Origin of the sequence: Ancylobacter sp. 3268, assembly GCF_031456575.1 — a bacterium.
Classification (GTDB): domain Bacteria; phylum Pseudomonadota; class Alphaproteobacteria; order Rhizobiales; family Xanthobacteraceae; genus Ancylobacter.
Window position 1 is genome coordinate 15,045 of record NZ_JAVDUX010000009.1, and the last position, 16,394, is coordinate 31,438.

General features: G+C 70.6%; 16 protein-coding genes. 12 read left to right on the top strand and 4 right to left on the bottom strand.

Annotated elements, in window-relative coordinates; translation table 11 throughout:
• The first annotated feature begins 89 nt into the window (after window positions 1-89).
• The gene (locus J2X65_RS13825; protein WP_404977709.1) at window positions 90-842 is read left to right on the top strand and encodes a CarD family transcriptional regulator; all 753 of its coding nucleotides are present in this window, start codon (window positions 90-92) and stop codon (window positions 840-842) included.
• 300 nt (window positions 843-1,142) lie between these two features.
• Here J2X65_RS13825 and J2X65_RS13830 read toward each other — a convergent pair whose 3' ends face one another.
• Both J2X65_RS13830 and J2X65_RS13835 read right to left on the bottom strand, forming a co-directional pair.
• On the bottom strand, window positions 1,143-1,715 hold the full coding sequence (locus J2X65_RS13830; protein ID WP_310201936.1) for a cytochrome b: 573 nt from the start codon (window positions 1,713-1,715) through the stop codon (window positions 1,143-1,145).
• 14 nt (window positions 1,716-1,729) lie between these two features.
• Entirely contained in the window at window positions 1,730-2,803 is a 1,074-nt protein-coding gene (locus J2X65_RS13835; RefSeq protein ID WP_310201938.1) for a catalase family peroxidase, read from the bottom strand.
• Window positions 2,804-3,165: 362 nt separating this feature from the next.
• Here J2X65_RS13835 and J2X65_RS13840 point away from each other — a divergent pair, with 362 nt between their 5' ends.
• From J2X65_RS13840 to J2X65_RS13850, 3 genes are all read left to right on the top strand, one after another.
• Window positions 3,166-4,347 (top strand): transporter substrate-binding domain-containing protein, encoded by a 1,182-nt coding sequence (locus J2X65_RS13840; RefSeq protein ID WP_310201939.1) that lies wholly within the window; start codon window positions 3,166-3,168, stop codon window positions 4,345-4,347.
• A gap of 2 nt (window positions 4,348-4,349) precedes the next feature.
• Entirely contained in the window at window positions 4,350-5,024 is a 675-nt protein-coding gene (locus J2X65_RS13845; RefSeq protein ID WP_310201941.1) for an ANTAR domain-containing protein, read from the top strand.
• Between the two features lie 284 nt (window positions 5,025-5,308).
• Window positions 5,309-6,349, top strand: coding sequence for an aliphatic amidase (locus J2X65_RS13850; RefSeq protein ID WP_310201943.1), 1,041 nt, complete (start codon window positions 5,309-5,311; stop codon window positions 6,347-6,349).
• A 56-nt stretch (window positions 6,350-6,405) separates the two neighbouring features.
• On the opposite strand, the gene J2X65_RS13855 is transcribed toward J2X65_RS13850, so the two are convergent.
• Window positions 6,406-8,703: a VWA domain-containing protein gene (locus J2X65_RS13855; protein ID WP_310201945.1), complete on the bottom strand. Its 2,298-nt coding sequence runs from the start codon at window positions 8,701-8,703 to the stop codon at window positions 6,406-6,408.
• Window positions 8,700-9,512, bottom strand: a complete 813-nt coding sequence (locus J2X65_RS13860; RefSeq protein ID WP_310201947.1) for a CbbQ/NirQ/NorQ/GpvN family protein — start codon at window positions 9,510-9,512, stop codon at window positions 8,700-8,702. Before J2X65_RS13860 ends, J2X65_RS13855 begins: the two co-directional genes overlap by 4 nt.
• Before the next feature lie 402 nt (window positions 9,513-9,914).
• On the opposite strand from J2X65_RS13860, the gene J2X65_RS13865 reads away from it, so the two are divergent.
• The 8 genes from J2X65_RS13865 (at window position 9,915) to miaB (ending at window position 16,368) form a co-directional block, all read left to right on the top strand.
• A complete protein-coding gene (locus J2X65_RS13865; protein WP_310201949.1) occupies window positions 9,915-10,412 on the top strand; it encodes a universal stress protein in 498 nt (165 codons plus the stop codon).
• 106 nt (window positions 10,413-10,518) lie between these two features.
• Window positions 10,519-11,352, top strand: coding sequence for a hypothetical protein (locus tag J2X65_RS13870; protein ID WP_310201951.1), 834 nt, complete (start codon window positions 10,519-10,521; stop codon window positions 11,350-11,352).
• Between the two features lie 69 nt (window positions 11,353-11,421).
• Window positions 11,422-11,976 (top strand): NifU family protein, encoded by a 555-nt coding sequence (locus J2X65_RS13875; RefSeq protein ID WP_310201953.1) that lies wholly within the window; start codon window positions 11,422-11,424, stop codon window positions 11,974-11,976.
• Between the two features lie 165 nt (window positions 11,977-12,141).
• A complete protein-coding gene (gene tsaB, locus J2X65_RS13880; protein WP_310201955.1) occupies window positions 12,142-12,825 on the top strand; it encodes a tRNA (adenosine(37)-N6)-threonylcarbamoyltransferase complex dimerization subunit type 1 TsaB in 684 nt (227 codons plus the stop codon).
• 23 nt (window positions 12,826-12,848) lie between these two features.
• Window positions 12,849-13,346: a ribosomal protein S18-alanine N-acetyltransferase gene (gene rimI / locus J2X65_RS13885; protein WP_310201957.1), complete on the top strand. Its 498-nt coding sequence runs from the start codon at window positions 12,849-12,851 to the stop codon at window positions 13,344-13,346.
• 99 nt (window positions 13,347-13,445) lie between these two features.
• Window positions 13,446-13,877, top strand: a complete 432-nt coding sequence (locus J2X65_RS13890; RefSeq protein ID WP_213366904.1) for a Fur family transcriptional regulator — start codon at window positions 13,446-13,448, stop codon at window positions 13,875-13,877.
• Window positions 13,878-13,880: 3 nt separating this feature from the next.
• Complete coding sequence (locus J2X65_RS13895; protein ID WP_310201960.1) at window positions 13,881-14,645, top strand: lysophospholipid acyltransferase family protein; 765 nt, start codon at window positions 13,881-13,883, stop codon at window positions 14,643-14,645.
• A gap of 229 nt (window positions 14,646-14,874) precedes the next feature.
• Entirely contained in the window at window positions 14,875-16,368 is a 1,494-nt protein-coding gene (gene miaB, locus J2X65_RS13900) for a tRNA (N6-isopentenyl adenosine(37)-C2)-methylthiotransferase MiaB (protein ID WP_404977710.1), read from the top strand.
• Window positions 16,369-16,394: the final 26 nt, after the last annotated feature.

The following is a 16,394-nucleotide window of genomic DNA, read 5'->3' on the forward strand; positions in this document are numbered from 1 at the left end:
AGCAGTCGATTGGGTTTGCCATGGCGCAACGCTCCCGATTTGGAGCGCCCTCCCCGGAATTGATGAAGGGTTCGGTCTGACACGCCGTCGTGCGCGTGCCGGAGACACCCGATTTTCCGTTTTCGGCTGATGGTACGGCATCGGTATCCACCGGTGCCGGGTGTGTCTTATGCCCGGAGCGATCCGGGAGGGCAAGCCGGCCGAGGTGGCCGGGTGCCGAAGAACAGAGACCCAGGAGCAGGCTCAGCATGTCGACGAAGAAGCCGTCCACCAACGTCCGTCAGGGTTTCAAGACGGGCGAGCATATCGTCTATCCGTCGCATGGCGTCGGACGCATCACGTCGATCGAAGAGCAGGAAGTGGCGGGCTTCAAGCTCGAACTTTTCGTCATCCATTTCGAAAAAGACAAGATGACGCTCCGCGTCCCGGTGCCGAAGATCGCGTCCGTGGGCATGCGCAAGCTTTCCGAGCCGGCGGTGATGAAGAAGGCCCTGGAAACGCTGAAGGGCCGCGCCCGGGTGAAGCGCACCATGTGGAGCCGCCGCGCCCAGGAATACGAGGCCAAGATCAATTCCGGCGATATCGTCGCCATTTCCGAAGTGGTGCGCGATCTCTATCGCTCCGACGCGCAGCCCGAGCAGTCCTACAGCGAGCGCCAGCTCTATGAGGCGGCGCTCGACCGCATGGCCCGCGAGCTGGGGGCGGTGGAGAACCTGACCGAGACCGAGGCGATCAAGTCGATCGAAGCCAACCTCCAGAAGGGCCCGCGCCGGCTTGGCAAGGGCGAGGAGGCCGAGGTGGACGAGGCTGACGACGCCGACGCCGAGGAAGCCGCCGCCTGAGCGCCGTCGCTTCTTGACGACACGGAATGCCCGGCCTTCGCGCCGGGCTTTCTGTTGCGCCGCGGCCGTGGCGGCCCGGGGTGTCGCCGGGATCCGGGCATCGCCCTTCGCGGCGCCGGCCGCGTCGACATGCCGCCGGCCGCCCCCGCCCGACGGGCGAGGATCGCGGCCGGACATCCATCGCAGCGGGGAGCATGGCGGTCGCGGGGCCGCCGGCGGGTCTTCCTCGCACCGGCGGCCGCATAGAGGAGGTGGCCGGCGATCATCCGTGCCGCGCAGCGCTGCCGCCGGCGCCTCCGGTCATTCGGCCGGCGTGGTCTCCGCGCGCGTGCTGGCGCCGGGCAGCGGCGACATGCTCTCGAACACGCCGTCGCGGCGGATGAGCGCGTGGAACAGTCCCGCCGCCAGATGCAGGAGGATCAGCGCGAAGAAGGCGAAGGCGAGATACACATGCGCCTGCCACAGCAGCGCGTGCAGCTGGTCGCTCTGCGGCAGGATCGCCGGCAGGCGGATGCCGCCATACAGCACCACCGGATAGGCGCCGGCCGACAGCATCGCCCAGCCGATCAGCGGCATGCCGATCATCAGCGCATAGAGGCCGTAATGCGAGAGATGCGCGGCAAGCTTCATCGGCGCCGGCATCGAGGCCGGCAGCGCCGGGGCGCCATAGATGAACCGCACCGCCAGCCGGAACAGCGCCAGCACCAGTATGGCGATGCCGAGCGTCTTGTGGGTCTCCACCAGCGGCAGATATTTCGGCGCCACGGTGGACACCATGCCGACGCCGATGAACAGCATGGCGAGGATGCCGATCGCCATCAGCCAGTGCAGCGCGCGCTGGAGGACGGTGAAATGCGCGGAATCGGAGCTCATCGAATCACCGTTTGTCAGGGCTGCTTGGCTTGCGGGGCGGCACCGGCCGGCGCCTGGTAGGGATAGTCCCTCCATTCCGCGGTGCGCAGATTGAAGGAGCGCGCATAGGCGGCGGAGCGGGCGGCCGGGAACGGATCGTCGGACACGCCGATGCCGTCCGGCAGCAGGGTCGGATCGAAATTGATGTCGCGGCAGGGGCCGTCGCGCTCGTCCTCGACCTTCTCGACCACCAGCGTGCCGGCCTCCACGGTGCGCCGCCCTTCCGGCCAGACCTTGCTGGGATCGGCGGTGGGATCGCCCGGCTCGGCGACGGTGAGCGCCAGCGTCCAGCGCTGCGGCGCGCCCGCCACCCGCTCGGCGATCTCGGTCTCCAGATGATCCGAGCCGAGCTTGGTGAAATCGTCCTTGCTCAGCGGCTGGGGCTGCGCCTCAGGCTTATACGACCAGCGCACCGCATGGGCGGCCCCGGCGGCATTGGTGAAGATGAAGGCGTTGAGGCTGTTGAACTGGTCCTCGGCATAGCTCGCCATATAGGGCGCACTGCCGGCCCAGGCGCCGAAGGCGGGCAATTCCGGATGGGCGGCGACGAAATTCTTCATCGCGTCCGGCTGCTTGCTGTGGCTGGCTTCGAGCAACGCGTAGAAGGCGTCGGGCGTCGCGACCGGGAAGAACGGCGGATCGATCATCGCCGCCCGCCACACCTGCCCTCCCGCCGTGATCTGCAGCCCGAGCCCGCGCACCCGCACGGTGGCGTCCGGGGCGTTGGGATCCGGCGTGCCGAGATTGAAGCGGCCGACGACCGGATATTCGCCGGCCGCGAGCATCGGCGCGCGGGACAGCGCCGCGCCCGCCCCGTTCGCCTGGAATATTCCGGTGAAGCAGATGCCCTTGGCGTGGTTGCGGCGATGGCCGAGCGCCGGCCCGCCCGGCGGCGCCAGCGCGGCGACCAGCTTCGGCGGCGTGAGACGGTCCGGCGACAGGAAGCCGCCAGTATAGGCGAACGCCCCGGCACCGACGGCGACGACACCGGCAATGAGGAGGAGCGAGCCGATCGCCGCACGGGAGGTCGGTCGAGGCGACTGAGCCATGAGATAGCTTCCGATGTTCGGCCCACCCGGAAGGCCCGGCGCAGGCGAGACGGCCCAAGGTGGAGTCATTCTAGGCTGCCTTGCGGCTTCCCACTTGTCCATTCGCTCTTTCGCTTGCCGGATCGCACGCCGGCAGGCACGAAGAAGGGGCGCAAGGGAGGGGTGGTCGTGAAGGCCGGGCGGCGGGAAATCCGCCGAGGCCCATCCCCCATGCCGCCGCGCCGAGGGTTGCGAGGCCTCGGACACCGCGCTAGCCTGTGGCGTCGGCCTTGCATCAGTGCGGATGCGGGGACCGGCACGAGCGTTGGAGCTCTCGTCCGCGGCACGCGCGGCGAGGGCTTTTTTTGTGAGGATGGCCGGCGATGTCGCAAGACGACTGGGACCACAGCCCGTTGCCGATCGGCATCCTGTTCTCGCGCACCGGCGTGACCTCGGCGGTGGAGCGCACCCAGCTGAGCGCCACCCGGCTCGCCATCGCCGAAATCAACGCCGCCGGCGGCGTCGCCGGGCGCGAACTGGTCGGCCTCGGCGAGGATTGCGAGGCCGATCCCAAGGTGTTCCGCCGTGAGGCGACGCGGCTGGTCGAGGAGGCGGGCGTGCGACTCGTCTTCGGCTGCTACATGTCGAGCACCCGCAAGGCGGTGCTGCCGGTGGTGGAGGCGCGCGGGGCGCTGCTGTTCTACCCCACCCTCTATGAGGGTTTCGAATATTCGCCGAGCTGCATCTATACCGGCGCCGTGCCGAACCAGAACTCGCAGCCGCTGGTGCGCTACCTGATGCAGCATCACGGCCCGCGCATGTTGCTGGTCGGCTCGAACTACATCTACCCCTACGAGTCCAACCGCATCTTCTCGGATCTCGTCACCGCGGCGGGCGGTCGCATCCTCGACGAAATCTACGTGCCGCTCGACCCGAAGCCGGAGGATTTCGAGCGCGTGCTGCGCAAGATCTCCCGGCTGGAGCCGGATGCGGTGTTCTCCACCATCGTCGGCTCGGGCACGGCGCAGTTCTATGACGCCTATCGCCGCGCCGGCCTCGACGCCGGGCGCCGGCCGATCGCCAGCCTGACCACCGGCGAGGCCGAGGTGGCGGAGATGACGGCGGAGGCGGCGGAGGGACACCTGACCGCCGCGCCGTACTTCCAGAGCCTCGACACCCCGCGCAACCGGGCGTTCCTCGCCGCCTGGCGCCAGCATGTCGGGCCGGAAATGCCGGTCACCGCCGCGGCGGAAGCCGCCTATTTCCAGGTGCATCTCGCGGCGCGCGCGGTGGCGCAGGCGCGCTCGACCGCCCGCGAGGCGGTGGTGGAGGCGCTCGGCCAGGTACAGTTCGAGGCGCCGCAGGGGCTGGTCGCCATCGACCCGGCCAACAATCATTGCTTCCTGTGGCCGAAAGTGGCGAAGCTCGATGCAAAGGCCCGCTTCGAGGTGGTGTGGGACCCGCGCCGGCGCATCACCCCGGATCCCTATTTCGCCTCCGCTTCCCTGGACGCATGGGCCCTCGAGGACGGGCCGTTCGGACCGCAGCCGGCGGGGATCGGCTGACCATGGCCATGCCGCCGCTGAAGAGCCTGAAGGGGCTTCCCGTCCTCGTCGTCCATCCGGCCGATGCCGACGGGCGCATGCTGACCGAGCATCTGCGCCGCATCGGCTGCCACGCCGAGGCGACCTGGCCGATCCCGCGCGACATTCCCGCCAATGTCGCGGTGGTGTTCCTCTCCGTCGACCACGAATGCCGCGCCGACATCCTCAAACTGTGCCGGAACATCGACGGCATCCCGCCGGCGATCATCGCCATCGTCGACTACGAGAACCCCTCGACGCTGGAAATCTTGTTCGACATCGGCGTGCTGGCGGCGATGGACCGGCCGATCCGGCCGTTCGGCGTGCTCACCAACCTGCTGCTGGCGCGCGGGCTGTGGCAGGAGCGGCTCGACGGGCAGAAGCGCCTCGCCAAGCTGGAGCGCCGGCTCTCCTCGATGCAGCGGATCCAGAAGGCCAAGGCGATATTGATGGCGCTGCACGGCATCGGCGAGGAACAGGCCTATGAGAGCATCCGCCAGCAGGCGATGGGCAAGCGCATCTCCATGGACGAGATCGCCACCTCGATCATCAACGCCAGCGAGCTCCTGAACGCCGGCGAGCTCATGAAGGCGAAGGGCCCGGCGGCGGGAACGCCGGCCGCAGCGCTGCCCTTGCAATTGCCGGGGAAGGGTGGTTAGCTCCCTCTGCTCGGTTTCGAGCATGCCGCTTTTGTCGGCAGGCGGGAGCGGACAGTGTTGTCCTCCCGCTTCGGCTAGGTAGCCCGGTCCGCCCCGCGAGGGGTGTCCGGGCTTTTTTGTTTTCCGGGTCCGACAGGGCCGTCGACCCGCTCCGACCGCCACGCCGCGGCTTCCGCCGCCGCCTCGACGCGCCGCGCTCGCCCCGGCCGCGCTCGCGGCATCGCGCCTTCTCCCCGCCCCACCCGACCGAGGCCCGCACGGGCCGCCTTTCACGGAGGACCGCCATGCAACACGGAGACATCACCTCGAGCCGGGATTCGGTCGGCGTCGCGGTCGTCAATTACAAGATGCCGCGCCTGCACACCAAGGCCGAGGTGCTGGCCAATGCCCGCAAGATCGCCGACATGCTGATCGGCATGAAGCAGGGCCTGCCCGGCATGGACCTGGTGGTGTTCCCCGAATACTCCACCCACGGCATCATGTACGACCCCAAGGAGATGTACGCGACCGCCGCCACCGTGCCCGGCGAGGAGACCGAGATCTTCGCCGAGGCCTGCCGCACCGCCGGCGTGTGGGGGGTGTTCTCGCTCACCGGCGAGCAGCATGAGGAGCACCCCAGCAAGGCGCCCTACAACACGCTGATCCTGATGAACGACAAGGGCGAGATCGTGCAGAAATACCGCAAGATCATGCCCTGGGTGCCGATCGAGGGCTGGTATCCCGGCGACTGCACCTATGTCTCGGACGGCCCCAAGGGGCTGAAGATCAGCCTGATCATCTGCGACGACGGCAACTATCCGGAGATCTGGCGCGACTGCGCCATGAAGGGCGCCGAGCTGATCGTGCGCTGCCAGGGCTACATGTATCCCGCCAAGGAGCAGCAGATCCTGATGGCCAAGGCGATGGCCTGGGCCAACAATGTCTATGTCGCGGTAGCCAACGCCGCCGGCTTCGACGGCGTCTACACCTATTTCGGCCATTCGGCGGTGGTGGGCTTCGACGGGCGCACGCTGGGCGAATGCGGCACCGAGGAGATGGGCATCCAGTTCGCCCAGCTCTCCGTGCCGCTGATCCGCGAGGCGCGCAGCAAGGGCCAGGCGCAGAACCATCTCTACAAGCTGCTGCACCGCGGCTATACCGGCATGATCAATTCCGGCGACGACCCGCGCGGCAGCTGCGCCCTGCCGTTCCAGTTCTACAAGCAATGGGCCGACGACCCCGAGGGAACCCGCGACAGGGTGGAGGCGATCACCCGCGCCGCGCCGGGGGTGGAGGACTGCCCGATCGAGGGCATCCCGACCAAGCTCGCCGCCGGGCATCGCTGAGCCGGCACACCTTCGCGCCAGCCCTGCCGGCGGAGGCCCTCCGCCGGTTCTGCGCCTCAGCGCACGGTGAGCTGGAAATACAGTGCCGCCAGCCGTGCCGGCAGTTCCTCCACCCGCGTGATCGGGAAGCTGTTGCGGCGGCCGAAGATGGCCGCCGCCGCCCGGTCGGCGGCCGCGCCGAGCGCGACGCAGAACACGTCGAGCCCCTGGCCGCGTGCGCCCGCCACCGCCCGGCGGGCGTCCTCGGCGAGATAGGCCTCGTCCTCGACATCGATGTCGGAGGGCTCGCCATCGGTGACGACGACCAGCACCCGGCGATGCGTCGCCTGCGGGGCGAGCCCGGCGGCGGCGTGGCGGATGGGGGCGCCGAGCCTGGTCGAATAGGCCGGCACGAGGCCGGCGAGGCGCGGCAGCGCGGCCTCCCAGCGCTCGGCGAAGCCTTTCAGTCCGGTGATGCGGACATCCTCGCGGCCATTGGAGGCGAAGGCGAGGGCGGCGAAGGGATCGCCGACGCCGTCCAGCGCCGCGCCGAGCAGGCCCACCGCCAGAGCGGCGGTCGACAGCACGCTCTCGCCCGCGCGGCCGACCGGATCGGCGGTGGATTGCGAGACGTCGAGCAGCAGCATGAGCGCCACGTCGCGCCCCTGCCGGCGCCGCAGCGTGTGGATGCGCGGATCGGGCAGTTCGCCGAGGCGGCGCGCCAGCATCGCCTCCTGCGCCGCCTCGAGGTCGATCTCCTCGCCATCGAGGCGGCGGCGCAGCCGGGTCGGCCGGTCGAGACGGGCACGGCGCATCAGCGCGTCGAGGCGGGCAGCGACGGGGGCCGCCGCGTCAAGCCGCGCCGCCAATGGCGAGACGGCGGGCGCCGCCGGCTCATAGAGCCGCACCGTCACATGGTCGGCGATCTCGGTGCGCAGGCGGTGGTCCCATTCCGGGTAATAGCCGGCAATCGTGCCCTCTTCCCGAGACGCCGCGCCCTTCATGCGGGCGCCGCCGGCGGGCGCGGGGGCCGGATCCGGCGGGGCCTCGCCCGCCGCCTCCTGCCGCAGGCGGGCGGCCTCGACGACGAGTTCCAGCACGTCGTCATTGTCGGGATCGGTCTCGTCCCAGTCGAACAGGCCGAGCCCGTCGTCGCGATAGGCCGGTTCGACGCGATAGGCCCTGGCATCGAAGGAGATGCGCAGCTGGCCGAGGTCATGGCCGAGGATGCGGGCGATCTCCGGCACGAAGTCCTGCCGTTCGGCATGCTCGGCAAAGGCGCGCTCGAACAGGTCGCGGGCCTTGGCGATCCAGCCGTCATCGTCGTGGAAATCCGGATCGGCCAGCGCGCGGGCGAGGCTCGCGAACAGCGAACGGACGGTGCGGGCGCTCGATGGCTCCACGGTATGGAAGCGCCGCCACAGCCGGCCGAGTCCGGGATAGGCGCGTGCCGCCAGCCGCTCGACGCGGGCATCCTCCAGCAGCGACACGAGAGCGAGCTGCACCGGCCTCATCCGGCCGATGGCGAATCGCGCGCGGCTATAGGCGCCATGACAGGCGGCATGCGTCACCGCCGCCTCGAAGAAGGTGGCGGCATCCTCCGGGCGCAGATCCGGGAAACCCTGCGGCATCAGCAGCAGCCCGCCGGCGAGGCGAGGGCGGATCAGCGCCGGATCGGCAACGACCCGCACCTCCGGCGTGAAACCGAACAGCGCCTGCGCCACCAGCTTCAGCCGCTCCTCATGCGCGGCGAAACGCACTGCGCCGGCAAGGTCGGCGAGGCGCCGCCGCGCCAGCGGATCCTCCAGCCGGAACCACGTCGCCCGGCGGCGGCGATCGGTGGGGTACAGCGCGAGGCCATCGGCGAGCCATTGCGCCATCGGCCCGGGCGGCAGCTCGTCCATCACCCGCGCCAGCACGGAGGCCAGCGGGGCCAGCGCGTCCGGCGCCCGCTCGGCGAGGCCGGCGAGCGCCGCCAGGCGGGCCGCGGTCTCGCGCCCGTCGCCGCCATAGGCGAGGCGGGCGGCCAGCGCGTCGAGCAGCGCGAGGGTGGCGCGGCTGCCGCTCTGGCGGCACAGCGTGCGGCCGGCCTGCCAGAGCGCCGCCGACGTGTCGAGGTCGGCGCCGGGCAGGATGCGCCGCTCGATGCCCCACAGCGCCTCCAGCACCGCCGGGCCGGCATTGGCATGATAGAGTGCGCTCACCTGCGCCGCCCAACGCGGCAGCCCGGCCACGCCGAGATGACGCCGGGCCTGCGCCCGCGCCGCGAGGAACCCGGCCTGCAGCGCCGGCCGGCGGCCCAGCAGGCGCTCCAGCGCCGCCGCATCGTCCTGCACAGCCTCGCCCGCGGCGTCGAGCCGACCGGCCGCCGTCACAGGCAGGCCGCCACGACCGAGCGCAAGGCGCCGCGGGTATCGGCATCGTCGGTGAGCGGCGCGACGATGGCCATGTCGCAGGCCTCGGCGGCGGCGATGCCGCGGGCGATCAGCTTGCCGGCGCGGATCAGCGTGCGGGTGGAGGCGCCCTCCTCCAGCGCCCGGTGGCCGAGATTGCGCGAGGCCGCGGCGATGCGCACCAGCTTCTCGGCGGTGCCGGCGTCGATGCCGGCCTCGCGGGCGACGATGTCGGCCTCCCGCGCCGCCTCGGCATAGGTGAAATCGATGGCGGCGAAGCGCTGCTTGGTCGATTCCTTCAGATCCTTCACCGCGCTCTGGTAGCCGGGATTGTAGGAGATGACGAGGAAGAAGCCGGGAGGCGCGGCGACAACCTCGTTGCGCTTGTCGAGCGGCAGCACCCGGCGCTCGTCGGTGAGCGGATGGATGACGACGGTGGTGTCCTGCCGCGCCTCGACGATCTCGTCGAGATAGCAGATGGCACCGCCGCGCACCGCCTGGGTCAGCGGCCCGTCGCGCCACACCGTGCCCTGCGCGTCGAGCAGATAGCGCCCGACGAGATCGGCCGCCGTCATGTCCTCGTGGCAGGCAATGGTGATCAGGGGCCGCTGCAGCCGCCAGGCCATGTGCTCGACGAAGCGGGTCTTGCCGCAGCCGGTCGGCCCCTTGAGCATCAGCGGCACCTGGGCGCGATACGCCGCCTCAAACAGCGCCACCTCGTTGCCCACTGGGGTGTAATAGGGCTCGTCGACGAGACGGAAGCACGCGAGGTCCGGCGGATCGGCATCCATTGGGGGCTCCTGCAAGCGGCGGGAATGAGGGGAGGGCGTAGGAGGACGGCGACACAGGGCGGCGACACAGGGCGGGCGACACAGGACGGGCGACACAGGACGGCGACACAGGACGGCGACACAGGACGGCGACACAGGACGGCGACACAGGGCGGGCGACGGGCACAAAAAAACCCGGCCCGAGCGGCGAGCTCGGGACCGGGCTTCCATGCCCCTGCCGCGCACGACCCTGTGCGGCGGCGATTTTCCGGGGCTCATCATTCAGCAGCGGGTTCGCTTGCGCAAGCGGCACGGCTCCCGGCGGGCGGTCGGAGGAGCATCGGCGCCGGCTTCGCTTCGCCCTGCCCTGTGGTAGAAGAAGCCGCCGGGACGCGCCGCGCCCGGCGGGGGGAGTGACCATCCATGCCGCGCAGGCGACAGAGCCACGAGCCCGGCCACCGCCGGAAGTTTCTCGTGGTCATAGACGACACGCCGGAATGCGACCGGGCGGTGTATTACGCCGCCCGCCGCGCCGCCCGCACCCAGGGCGGGGTGGTGATGATGGCGGTGCTGGAACTGGCCGACGTGCAGAGCCAGTGGCTCGGCGTCGCCGAACTGATGCGCGCCGAAGCCACCGACAAGGCACAGGCGCGGCTCGACCACTTCGCCGCCCGCACCCGCAACCTGTCCGGCATCGAGCCGGAGCAGGCGGTGCGCGAAGGCGAGGTCGCCGGCGAGATCCTCAAGGTCATCGAGGCGGACGAGGACATCGCCATACTGGTGCTGGCGGCCGGCACCGGCAGCGAGGGGCCGGGGCCGCTGATCGCCGCGCTCGCCACGGGATTGCTGAACGGCCTGCCGATCCCGGTCACCATCGTGCCCGGCGGCTTGTCCGACACCGAGATCGACGCCCTGGCCTGAGGTTGCCCTGGCCTGAGGTTGCCCTGGCCTGAGGTTGCCAGCCTGACGTTGCCCTCGCCTGACGCCGCCCGATCCGTGCCCAGCCTGCCCGATCAAGGAGCGCCTCATGCCGTTCGGTTTCCTCATACCCGTGCATGCCTTCTGGATCGGCCCCGCGCTCGGCCCGACCGCACGGGCCTGCCTCTCCTCCTTCGTGCGGGCCGGCCATCCGGTCACCCTGCACGGCTACCAGCGCCCGCACGACCTGCCGCCGGGCGTCGCCTTCGCCGACGCCGCCCGCCTGGTGCCGCCGGAGCGAATCATCCGCCATCGCGAGACCGGCAGCTACGCGCTGTTCGCCAACGTATTCCGCTACCGGCTGCTGCAGCGCTACGACTGCCTGTACGTCGATTGCGACGTCTATTGCCTGAAGCCGGTGGAGCGGGCGGACTATCTGCTCGGCTGGGAGGATGACGTCCACATCAACGGCGCGGTGCTGCGCCTGCCGAAGGATTCCGCGCTGCTGCGCGCCCTCAACGCGGTGGCCGACGACCCGACGCCGATCCCGCCCTGGCTGCCGGAGGCATTGCAGGCCGAGCTGCGCGAGAACGCCCGGCAGGGCCGCCCCACCAGCGTGCAAGACATGCCCTGGGGCGTGCTGGGGCCGCGCGCCATCACCTGGCTGGCGAAGGAATGCGGCGTCGACGGCAAGGCGCTGCCGACCGAGGCGTTCTATCCGCTGCACTACACGCAGGTGCACCGGCTGCTCGACCCGGAGCTGACCCTCGAGGACCTGGTGACGCCTCGCTCGCAGTGCCTCCACCTCTATAACGAGATGCTGCGCCGGCTCGACCTCTCCGCCGTGCCGCCCTCCTCGCCGCTCGGGCAGGTGCTGGCGGCGCCGGAGGTGGTGCCGAGCCGGTGGGACCGGCTGCGCCAAGGCTTCCTTTGGCGGCGATGAGCGCCTATCTATAACCCTACCAGACCCACGTCGCCGGGGCCTTGAACCCCGGTAGGCCAGGAGCATCCCATGTTCATCCAGACCGAGCCGACCCCGAATCCCGCCACGCTGAAGTTCCTGCCCGGGCGCAGCGTGCTCGGCGCCGGCACCTTCGAGGCGCGCAATCCCGACGAAGCCGGCCGCTCGCCGCTGGCGGTCAAGCTGTTCGACATTCCCGGCGTCACCGGCGTGTTCTTCGGCTCCGACTTCGTGACCGTCACCAAGGATCGCGCCGAATGGGCGCATCTGAAGCCGGCGATCCTCGGCGCCATCATGGAGCATTTCGTCTCCGGCCAGCCGGTGCTGCCGGAGGACCATGAGCATGCCGAGGACGATGCCTTCTACGAGGCGAAGGATGCCGGGCTCGTCGACACCATCCGCGAGCTGATCGACACCCGCGTGCGCCCGGCGGTGGCCAATGACGGCGGCGACATCACCTTCCGCGGCTACAAGGACGGCGTGGTGTTCCTCGCCATGAAGGGCTCCTGCTCCGGCTGCCCGTCCTCCACCGCGACGCTGAAGAACGGCATCGAGAACCTGTTGCGGCACTTCGTGCCGGATGTCACCGAGGTACGGCCGGTCTGACCGGCCGGGACCGCCGCCTCCGGGGCGTCCGGCGCCCCAAGGCGCGGGCGCTTCCAGCTTTACGGCGCCGAGCGGCGCCGGGCGGCTGCCTGTGGAGAGGCGCGCCGGCGGGGCTTTGCCTCGCCTGCCGCCCATGTGCATGGTGAGGCGAAGGATAATGGCGCCATGCTGATTCTCGCCCTCGATACCGCGCTGGAGGCCTGCTCCGTCGCCCTCCACGATATCGCCAGCGACCGGACGCTGGCGCGGGCCTCGCAGGCGATGACGCGCGGCCACGCCGAGGCGCTGGTGCCGATGGTCGACCAGGTCATGGTCGAATCCGGCCGCGCATTCGGCGATATCGGCCTGTTCGCCGTCACCGTGGGACCGGGCAGCTTCACCGGATTGCGGGTGGGGCTTTCGGCGGCGCGCGGCTTCGGCCTCGCCACCGGGCGGCCGGTGATCGGCATCTCGACCCTCGCCACGCTGGCGGCGCCGCTGCTGGCCGAGGATGACGGCGTGCCGGTGGTCGCCGCCATCGATGCCCGGCACGACAATCTGTACATCCAGATGATCGGCCCCGGCGGCCGGGTGATGGTGTCGCCCCGCCAGCTGGCGCTGAAGGACGCGGTGCGCGCGGTGGCCAACGGCCCGGCGCGGCTGGTCGGCTCCGGCGGGCCGCTGCTCGCCAGCGCCTGGCCGAGCACCGCGCCGGCGCCGGTCGAGGTCGTCGCCACCAATACCCCCGATCCGGTCTGGCTGGCCCGCCTCGCCTCGGTGGCCGACCCGGCCAAATCCGAGCCGCGGCCGCTTTATCTGCGCGACGCCGACGCCAAGCCGCAGACCGCGGCCCGCATCGCCCGCCGCTGAGCACGCGAGGTGGCGGGCCGGCGATGAGCTGGAAGATCACCGACATCACCCGGGCCTGGCGCGCACCGCCGGCCTTTCGCCCGGCCGTCGCCGCCGATGCCGAGGCGCTGGCGGCGCTGCATGCCGCGAGCTTCCGCATCGGCTGGGAGGCGGCGGAGTTCGAGCGCCTGCTCGCCGACCGGCTGAGCCGGGCGCTGGTGGCGACCGAGGGGCCGGGCGGCCGGGTGACCGGCTTCATCCTTCTGCATGGCGTGGCGCCGGAAATGGAGATCCTCTCGATCGCCGTGGCGCGCAGCCATCGCGGCGGCGGCATCGGCCGCGCCCTGGTGCAGAAGGCGATGGCCCGCCTCGCCGCCGAGGGCATCGCCACGCTGTTCCTCGAGGTCGAGGAGGGCAACCGGCCGGCGGTGACGCTCTACGAGAAAGCCGGCTTTCGCGAGATCGGCCGCCGGCCCGGCTATTATCGCGACGCCGCCGGCAGGCCGGTGGCGGCGATCGCCATGCGGCGCGACCTCGCGTGAGGCGGCGGCGCGCGCTCCGGCCGGGGATAGGGCCGGAGGAAACGGTTGCCCTCAGCCAACGGGTTGCGCCATAAGCAGGGCAAAGGAGACGACGCGCGAATGACCGACAAGCCGACCGCCATCGAGGAGGCCTGCGTCACGCTGGGCCTGCGCATGACGGACCAGCGCCGGGTGATCGCGCGCGTCATCGCCGATGCGCAGGACCATCCCGATGTCGAGGAGCTGCATCGCCGTGCCGTGGCGGTGGATGACCGCATCTCGATCTCCACCGTCTACCGCACGGTGAAGCTGTTCGAGGATGCCGGCATCATCGAGCGCCACGATTTCCGCGACGGCCGCTCGCGCTACGAGCCGGTGCCGGACGAGCACCATGACCACCTGATCGACCTGCGCAACGGCACGGTCGTGGAGTTCCGCTCGGAAGAGATCGAGCACCTGCAGGAAGAGATCGCCCGCAAGCTCGGCTTCCGCCTCGTCGGCCACCGGCTGGAGCTCTATGGCGTGCCGCTCGATTCCACGCCGAAGAAATAGACCGTGCGCCCCGTCCTCGTGCTGGTACCGGTGCTGATCGCGACGCTGATCGGCATACCCTGCCAGTGGCTGGCGGTGCGGCTGGCGCTCGACGCCCGGCGGTGGATCCCGGTGCTTTATCACCGCTTCGTGCTGACGATGCTCGGCGTCAAGGTGCGGGTGATCGGCGCGCCGGCGGCCGAGCGGCCGCTGATGATCCTCTCCAACCATGTCTCCTGGCTCGACATTGCCGTGCTTGGCGCGCAGTTCCCGCTGGGCTTCATCGCCAAGAGCGAGGTCGCCGGCTGGCCGGGCATCGGGCTGCTCGCCCGGCTCCAACGCACCATCTTCGTCGACCGGCAGGCGCGCGCCGCCACCGGGCGGGTCAGCGCCGAGATCGCCGCCCGGCTCGACGGCGGCGATCCGGTGGTGCTGTTCGCCGAGGGCACGTCGAGCGACGGCAACCGGGTGCTGCCGTTCCGCTCCGCCCTGGTCGGCGCGGCGCGGCCGAGCACCGAGGGTCGGCCGGCCACCTTGCAGCCTCTGGCCATCGCCTATGTGGCGCAGGGCGGGGTGCCGCTCGGCCGGGCGCGGCGGCCCTTGGTGGCCTGGTACGGCGACATGGACCTCGCGCCGCATCTGCTGGAGGTGCTGCGGCGCGGCGGCATCGAGGTGGAGCTGCGCTTCGGCGCCCCGATCGCCGGGGCCGACCGCAAGGCGGCGACAAGCCGCGCCGAGGCCGCGGTGCGCGCCATGATGGCGGAAGCGCTCAATCCCCGGCCGGCATGACGGCGCGGGCGGCCGGGGAAATCGGCACGGCGGCTCATTTCCTTTTGCCGGGAATCCCGCTAAACAGACATCGGGTGTCGACCGAGGAGACGTACACGATCTCGACCTGGGAACGAGCGGCGGCAAGCGGAGGCGCCTCGTCACGGGCGCATGGTGCGCGCGCCGTGCCCTCAACCTTCAGCGACCCTGTGGCCGGGACGGCCGGACAGGGCGGGTCGATCGATACGCCATGAGTGAAACGCAGGAAGCGCGTCAGCAGGAAGCGCGTCAATTGGAAGCGCCGCGCGAGACGCACGAGCCGGGTGACGCGCGCAGGATTTACGTCCGCTCCTTCGGCTGCCAGATGAACGTCTATGATGCCCAGCGCATGACGGACACCATGGCGAAGGAAGGCTATGTCGAGACCGACAAGCCCGATGATGCCGACCTCATCATCCTCAACACCTGCCACATTCGCGAGAAGGCGGCGGAAAAGGTCTATTCCGAGCTCGGCCGGCTGCGCGTGGCGCAGGAGGAGGCCGGCCGCACGCCGATGGTGGCGGTGGCCGGCTGCGTCGCCCAGGCCGAGGGCGCCGAGATCATCAAGCGCGCCCGCGTCGTCGACCTCGTGGTCGGGCCGCAGAGCTACCACAAGCTGCCGGAACTGGTGGCCCGCGCGCAGGAGAAGCGCGGCCAGCACAGGAAGGGTGTCGTCGAAACGGAGTTCCCGGTCGAGGACAAGTTCGACTTCCTCGCCCCGCCGAGCCGGCAGGCGATCGCCAAGCGCGGCCCGACCGCCTTCGTCACCGTGCAGGAAGGCTGCGACAAGTTCTGCACCTTCTGCGTGGTGCCCTATACGCGCGGCGCCGAGGTGTCGCGCCCGCTCGCCAAGATCCTCGACGAAGTGAAGCGCCTCGCCGAGGGCGGGGTGCGCGAGGTGACGCTGATCGGCCAGAACGTCAACGCCTATCACGGCCTCGACGCGCACGGCCGCAGCGCCAACCTCGCCGAGCTGATGGCGCGCGTCGCCGAGGTGCCGGGCATTGCCCGCATCCGCTACACGACGAGCCATCCGCGCGACATGGATGACGAGCTGATCGCCGCCCATCGCGACATGCCGGCGCTGATGCCCTATCTGCACCTGCCGGTGCAGTCCGGCTCCGACCGCATCCTCGCGGCGATGAACCGCAAGCATGGGCGCGAGGCCTATTTCGAGCTGGTCGCCAAGGTGCGGGCGGCGCGGCCGGACATCGCCTTCTCCTCCGACTTCATCGTCGGCTTCCCCGGCGAGACCGATGCCGATTTCGCCGACACCATGGACCTGGTGGAAAAGGTCGGCTTCGCCGGCGCCTTCTCGTTCAAATACTCGCCGCGCCCCGGCACGCCGGCGGCGGGGATGGGCGCGCAGGTGCCCGAGGCGGCGATGAACGAGCGCATCTACGCGCTGCAGGCGCTGCTGGACAGGCAGAAGGCCGCCTTCGACGCCGCCTGCCGCGGCCGGCGCTTCGATATCCTGCTGGAAAAGCCCGGCAAGCTGCCCGGCCAGCTCATCGGGCGCTCGCCCTATCTCCAGTCCGTGGTGGTGCTCGCCCCGCGCGAGGCGATCGGTACGCTTGCCAGCGTGGTCGTGCGCGACGTCAGCACCAAGAGTCTTTCCGGCGACATCGTCGCGGGCGAATTCTGGCCCGAGGGCGTGCCGGCCGGCACGAGCTTAGTGGGGCAGGGCGAAAAACTGGAGGCGTGATGGTGCGTCGTGGAGGATCGGATACG

Coding starts and splice junctions, on each gene's coding strand:
- J2X65_RS13860 (WP_310201947.1), bottom strand. CDS start 9,512: ATGGATGCCGATCCGCCGGACCTCGCGTGCTTCCGTCTCGTCGACGAG.
- rimI (WP_310201957.1), top strand. CDS start 12,849: ATGAGCTGGAAGATCACCGACATCACCCGGGCCTGGCGCGCACCGCCG.
- J2X65_RS13870 (WP_310201951.1), top strand. CDS start 10,519: ATGCCGTTCGGTTTCCTCATACCCGTGCATGCCTTCTGGATCGGCCCC.
- J2X65_RS13890 (WP_213366904.1), top strand. CDS start 13,446: ATGACCGACAAGCCGACCGCCATCGAGGAGGCCTGCGTCACGCTGGGC.
- miaB (WP_404977710.1), top strand. CDS start 14,875: ATGAGTGAAACGCAGGAAGCGCGTCAGCAGGAAGCGCGTCAATTGGAA.
- J2X65_RS13865 (WP_310201949.1), top strand. CDS start 9,915: ATGCCGCGCAGGCGACAGAGCCACGAGCCCGGCCACCGCCGGAAGTTT.
- J2X65_RS13845 (WP_310201941.1), top strand. CDS start 4,350: ATGGCCATGCCGCCGCTGAAGAGCCTGAAGGGGCTTCCCGTCCTCGTC.
- J2X65_RS13850 (WP_310201943.1), top strand. CDS start 5,309: ATGCAACACGGAGACATCACCTCGAGCCGGGATTCGGTCGGCGTCGCG.
- tsaB (WP_310201955.1), top strand. CDS start 12,142: ATGCTGATTCTCGCCCTCGATACCGCGCTGGAGGCCTGCTCCGTCGCC.
- J2X65_RS13840 (WP_310201939.1), top strand. CDS start 3,166: ATGTCGCAAGACGACTGGGACCACAGCCCGTTGCCGATCGGCATCCTG.
- J2X65_RS13830 (WP_310201936.1), bottom strand. CDS start 1,715: ATGAGCTCCGATTCCGCGCATTTCACCGTCCTCCAGCGCGCGCTGCAC.
- J2X65_RS13835 (WP_310201938.1), bottom strand. CDS start 2,803: ATGGCTCAGTCGCCTCGACCGACCTCCCGTGCGGCGATCGGCTCGCTC.
- J2X65_RS13875 (WP_310201953.1), top strand. CDS start 11,422: ATGTTCATCCAGACCGAGCCGACCCCGAATCCCGCCACGCTGAAGTTC.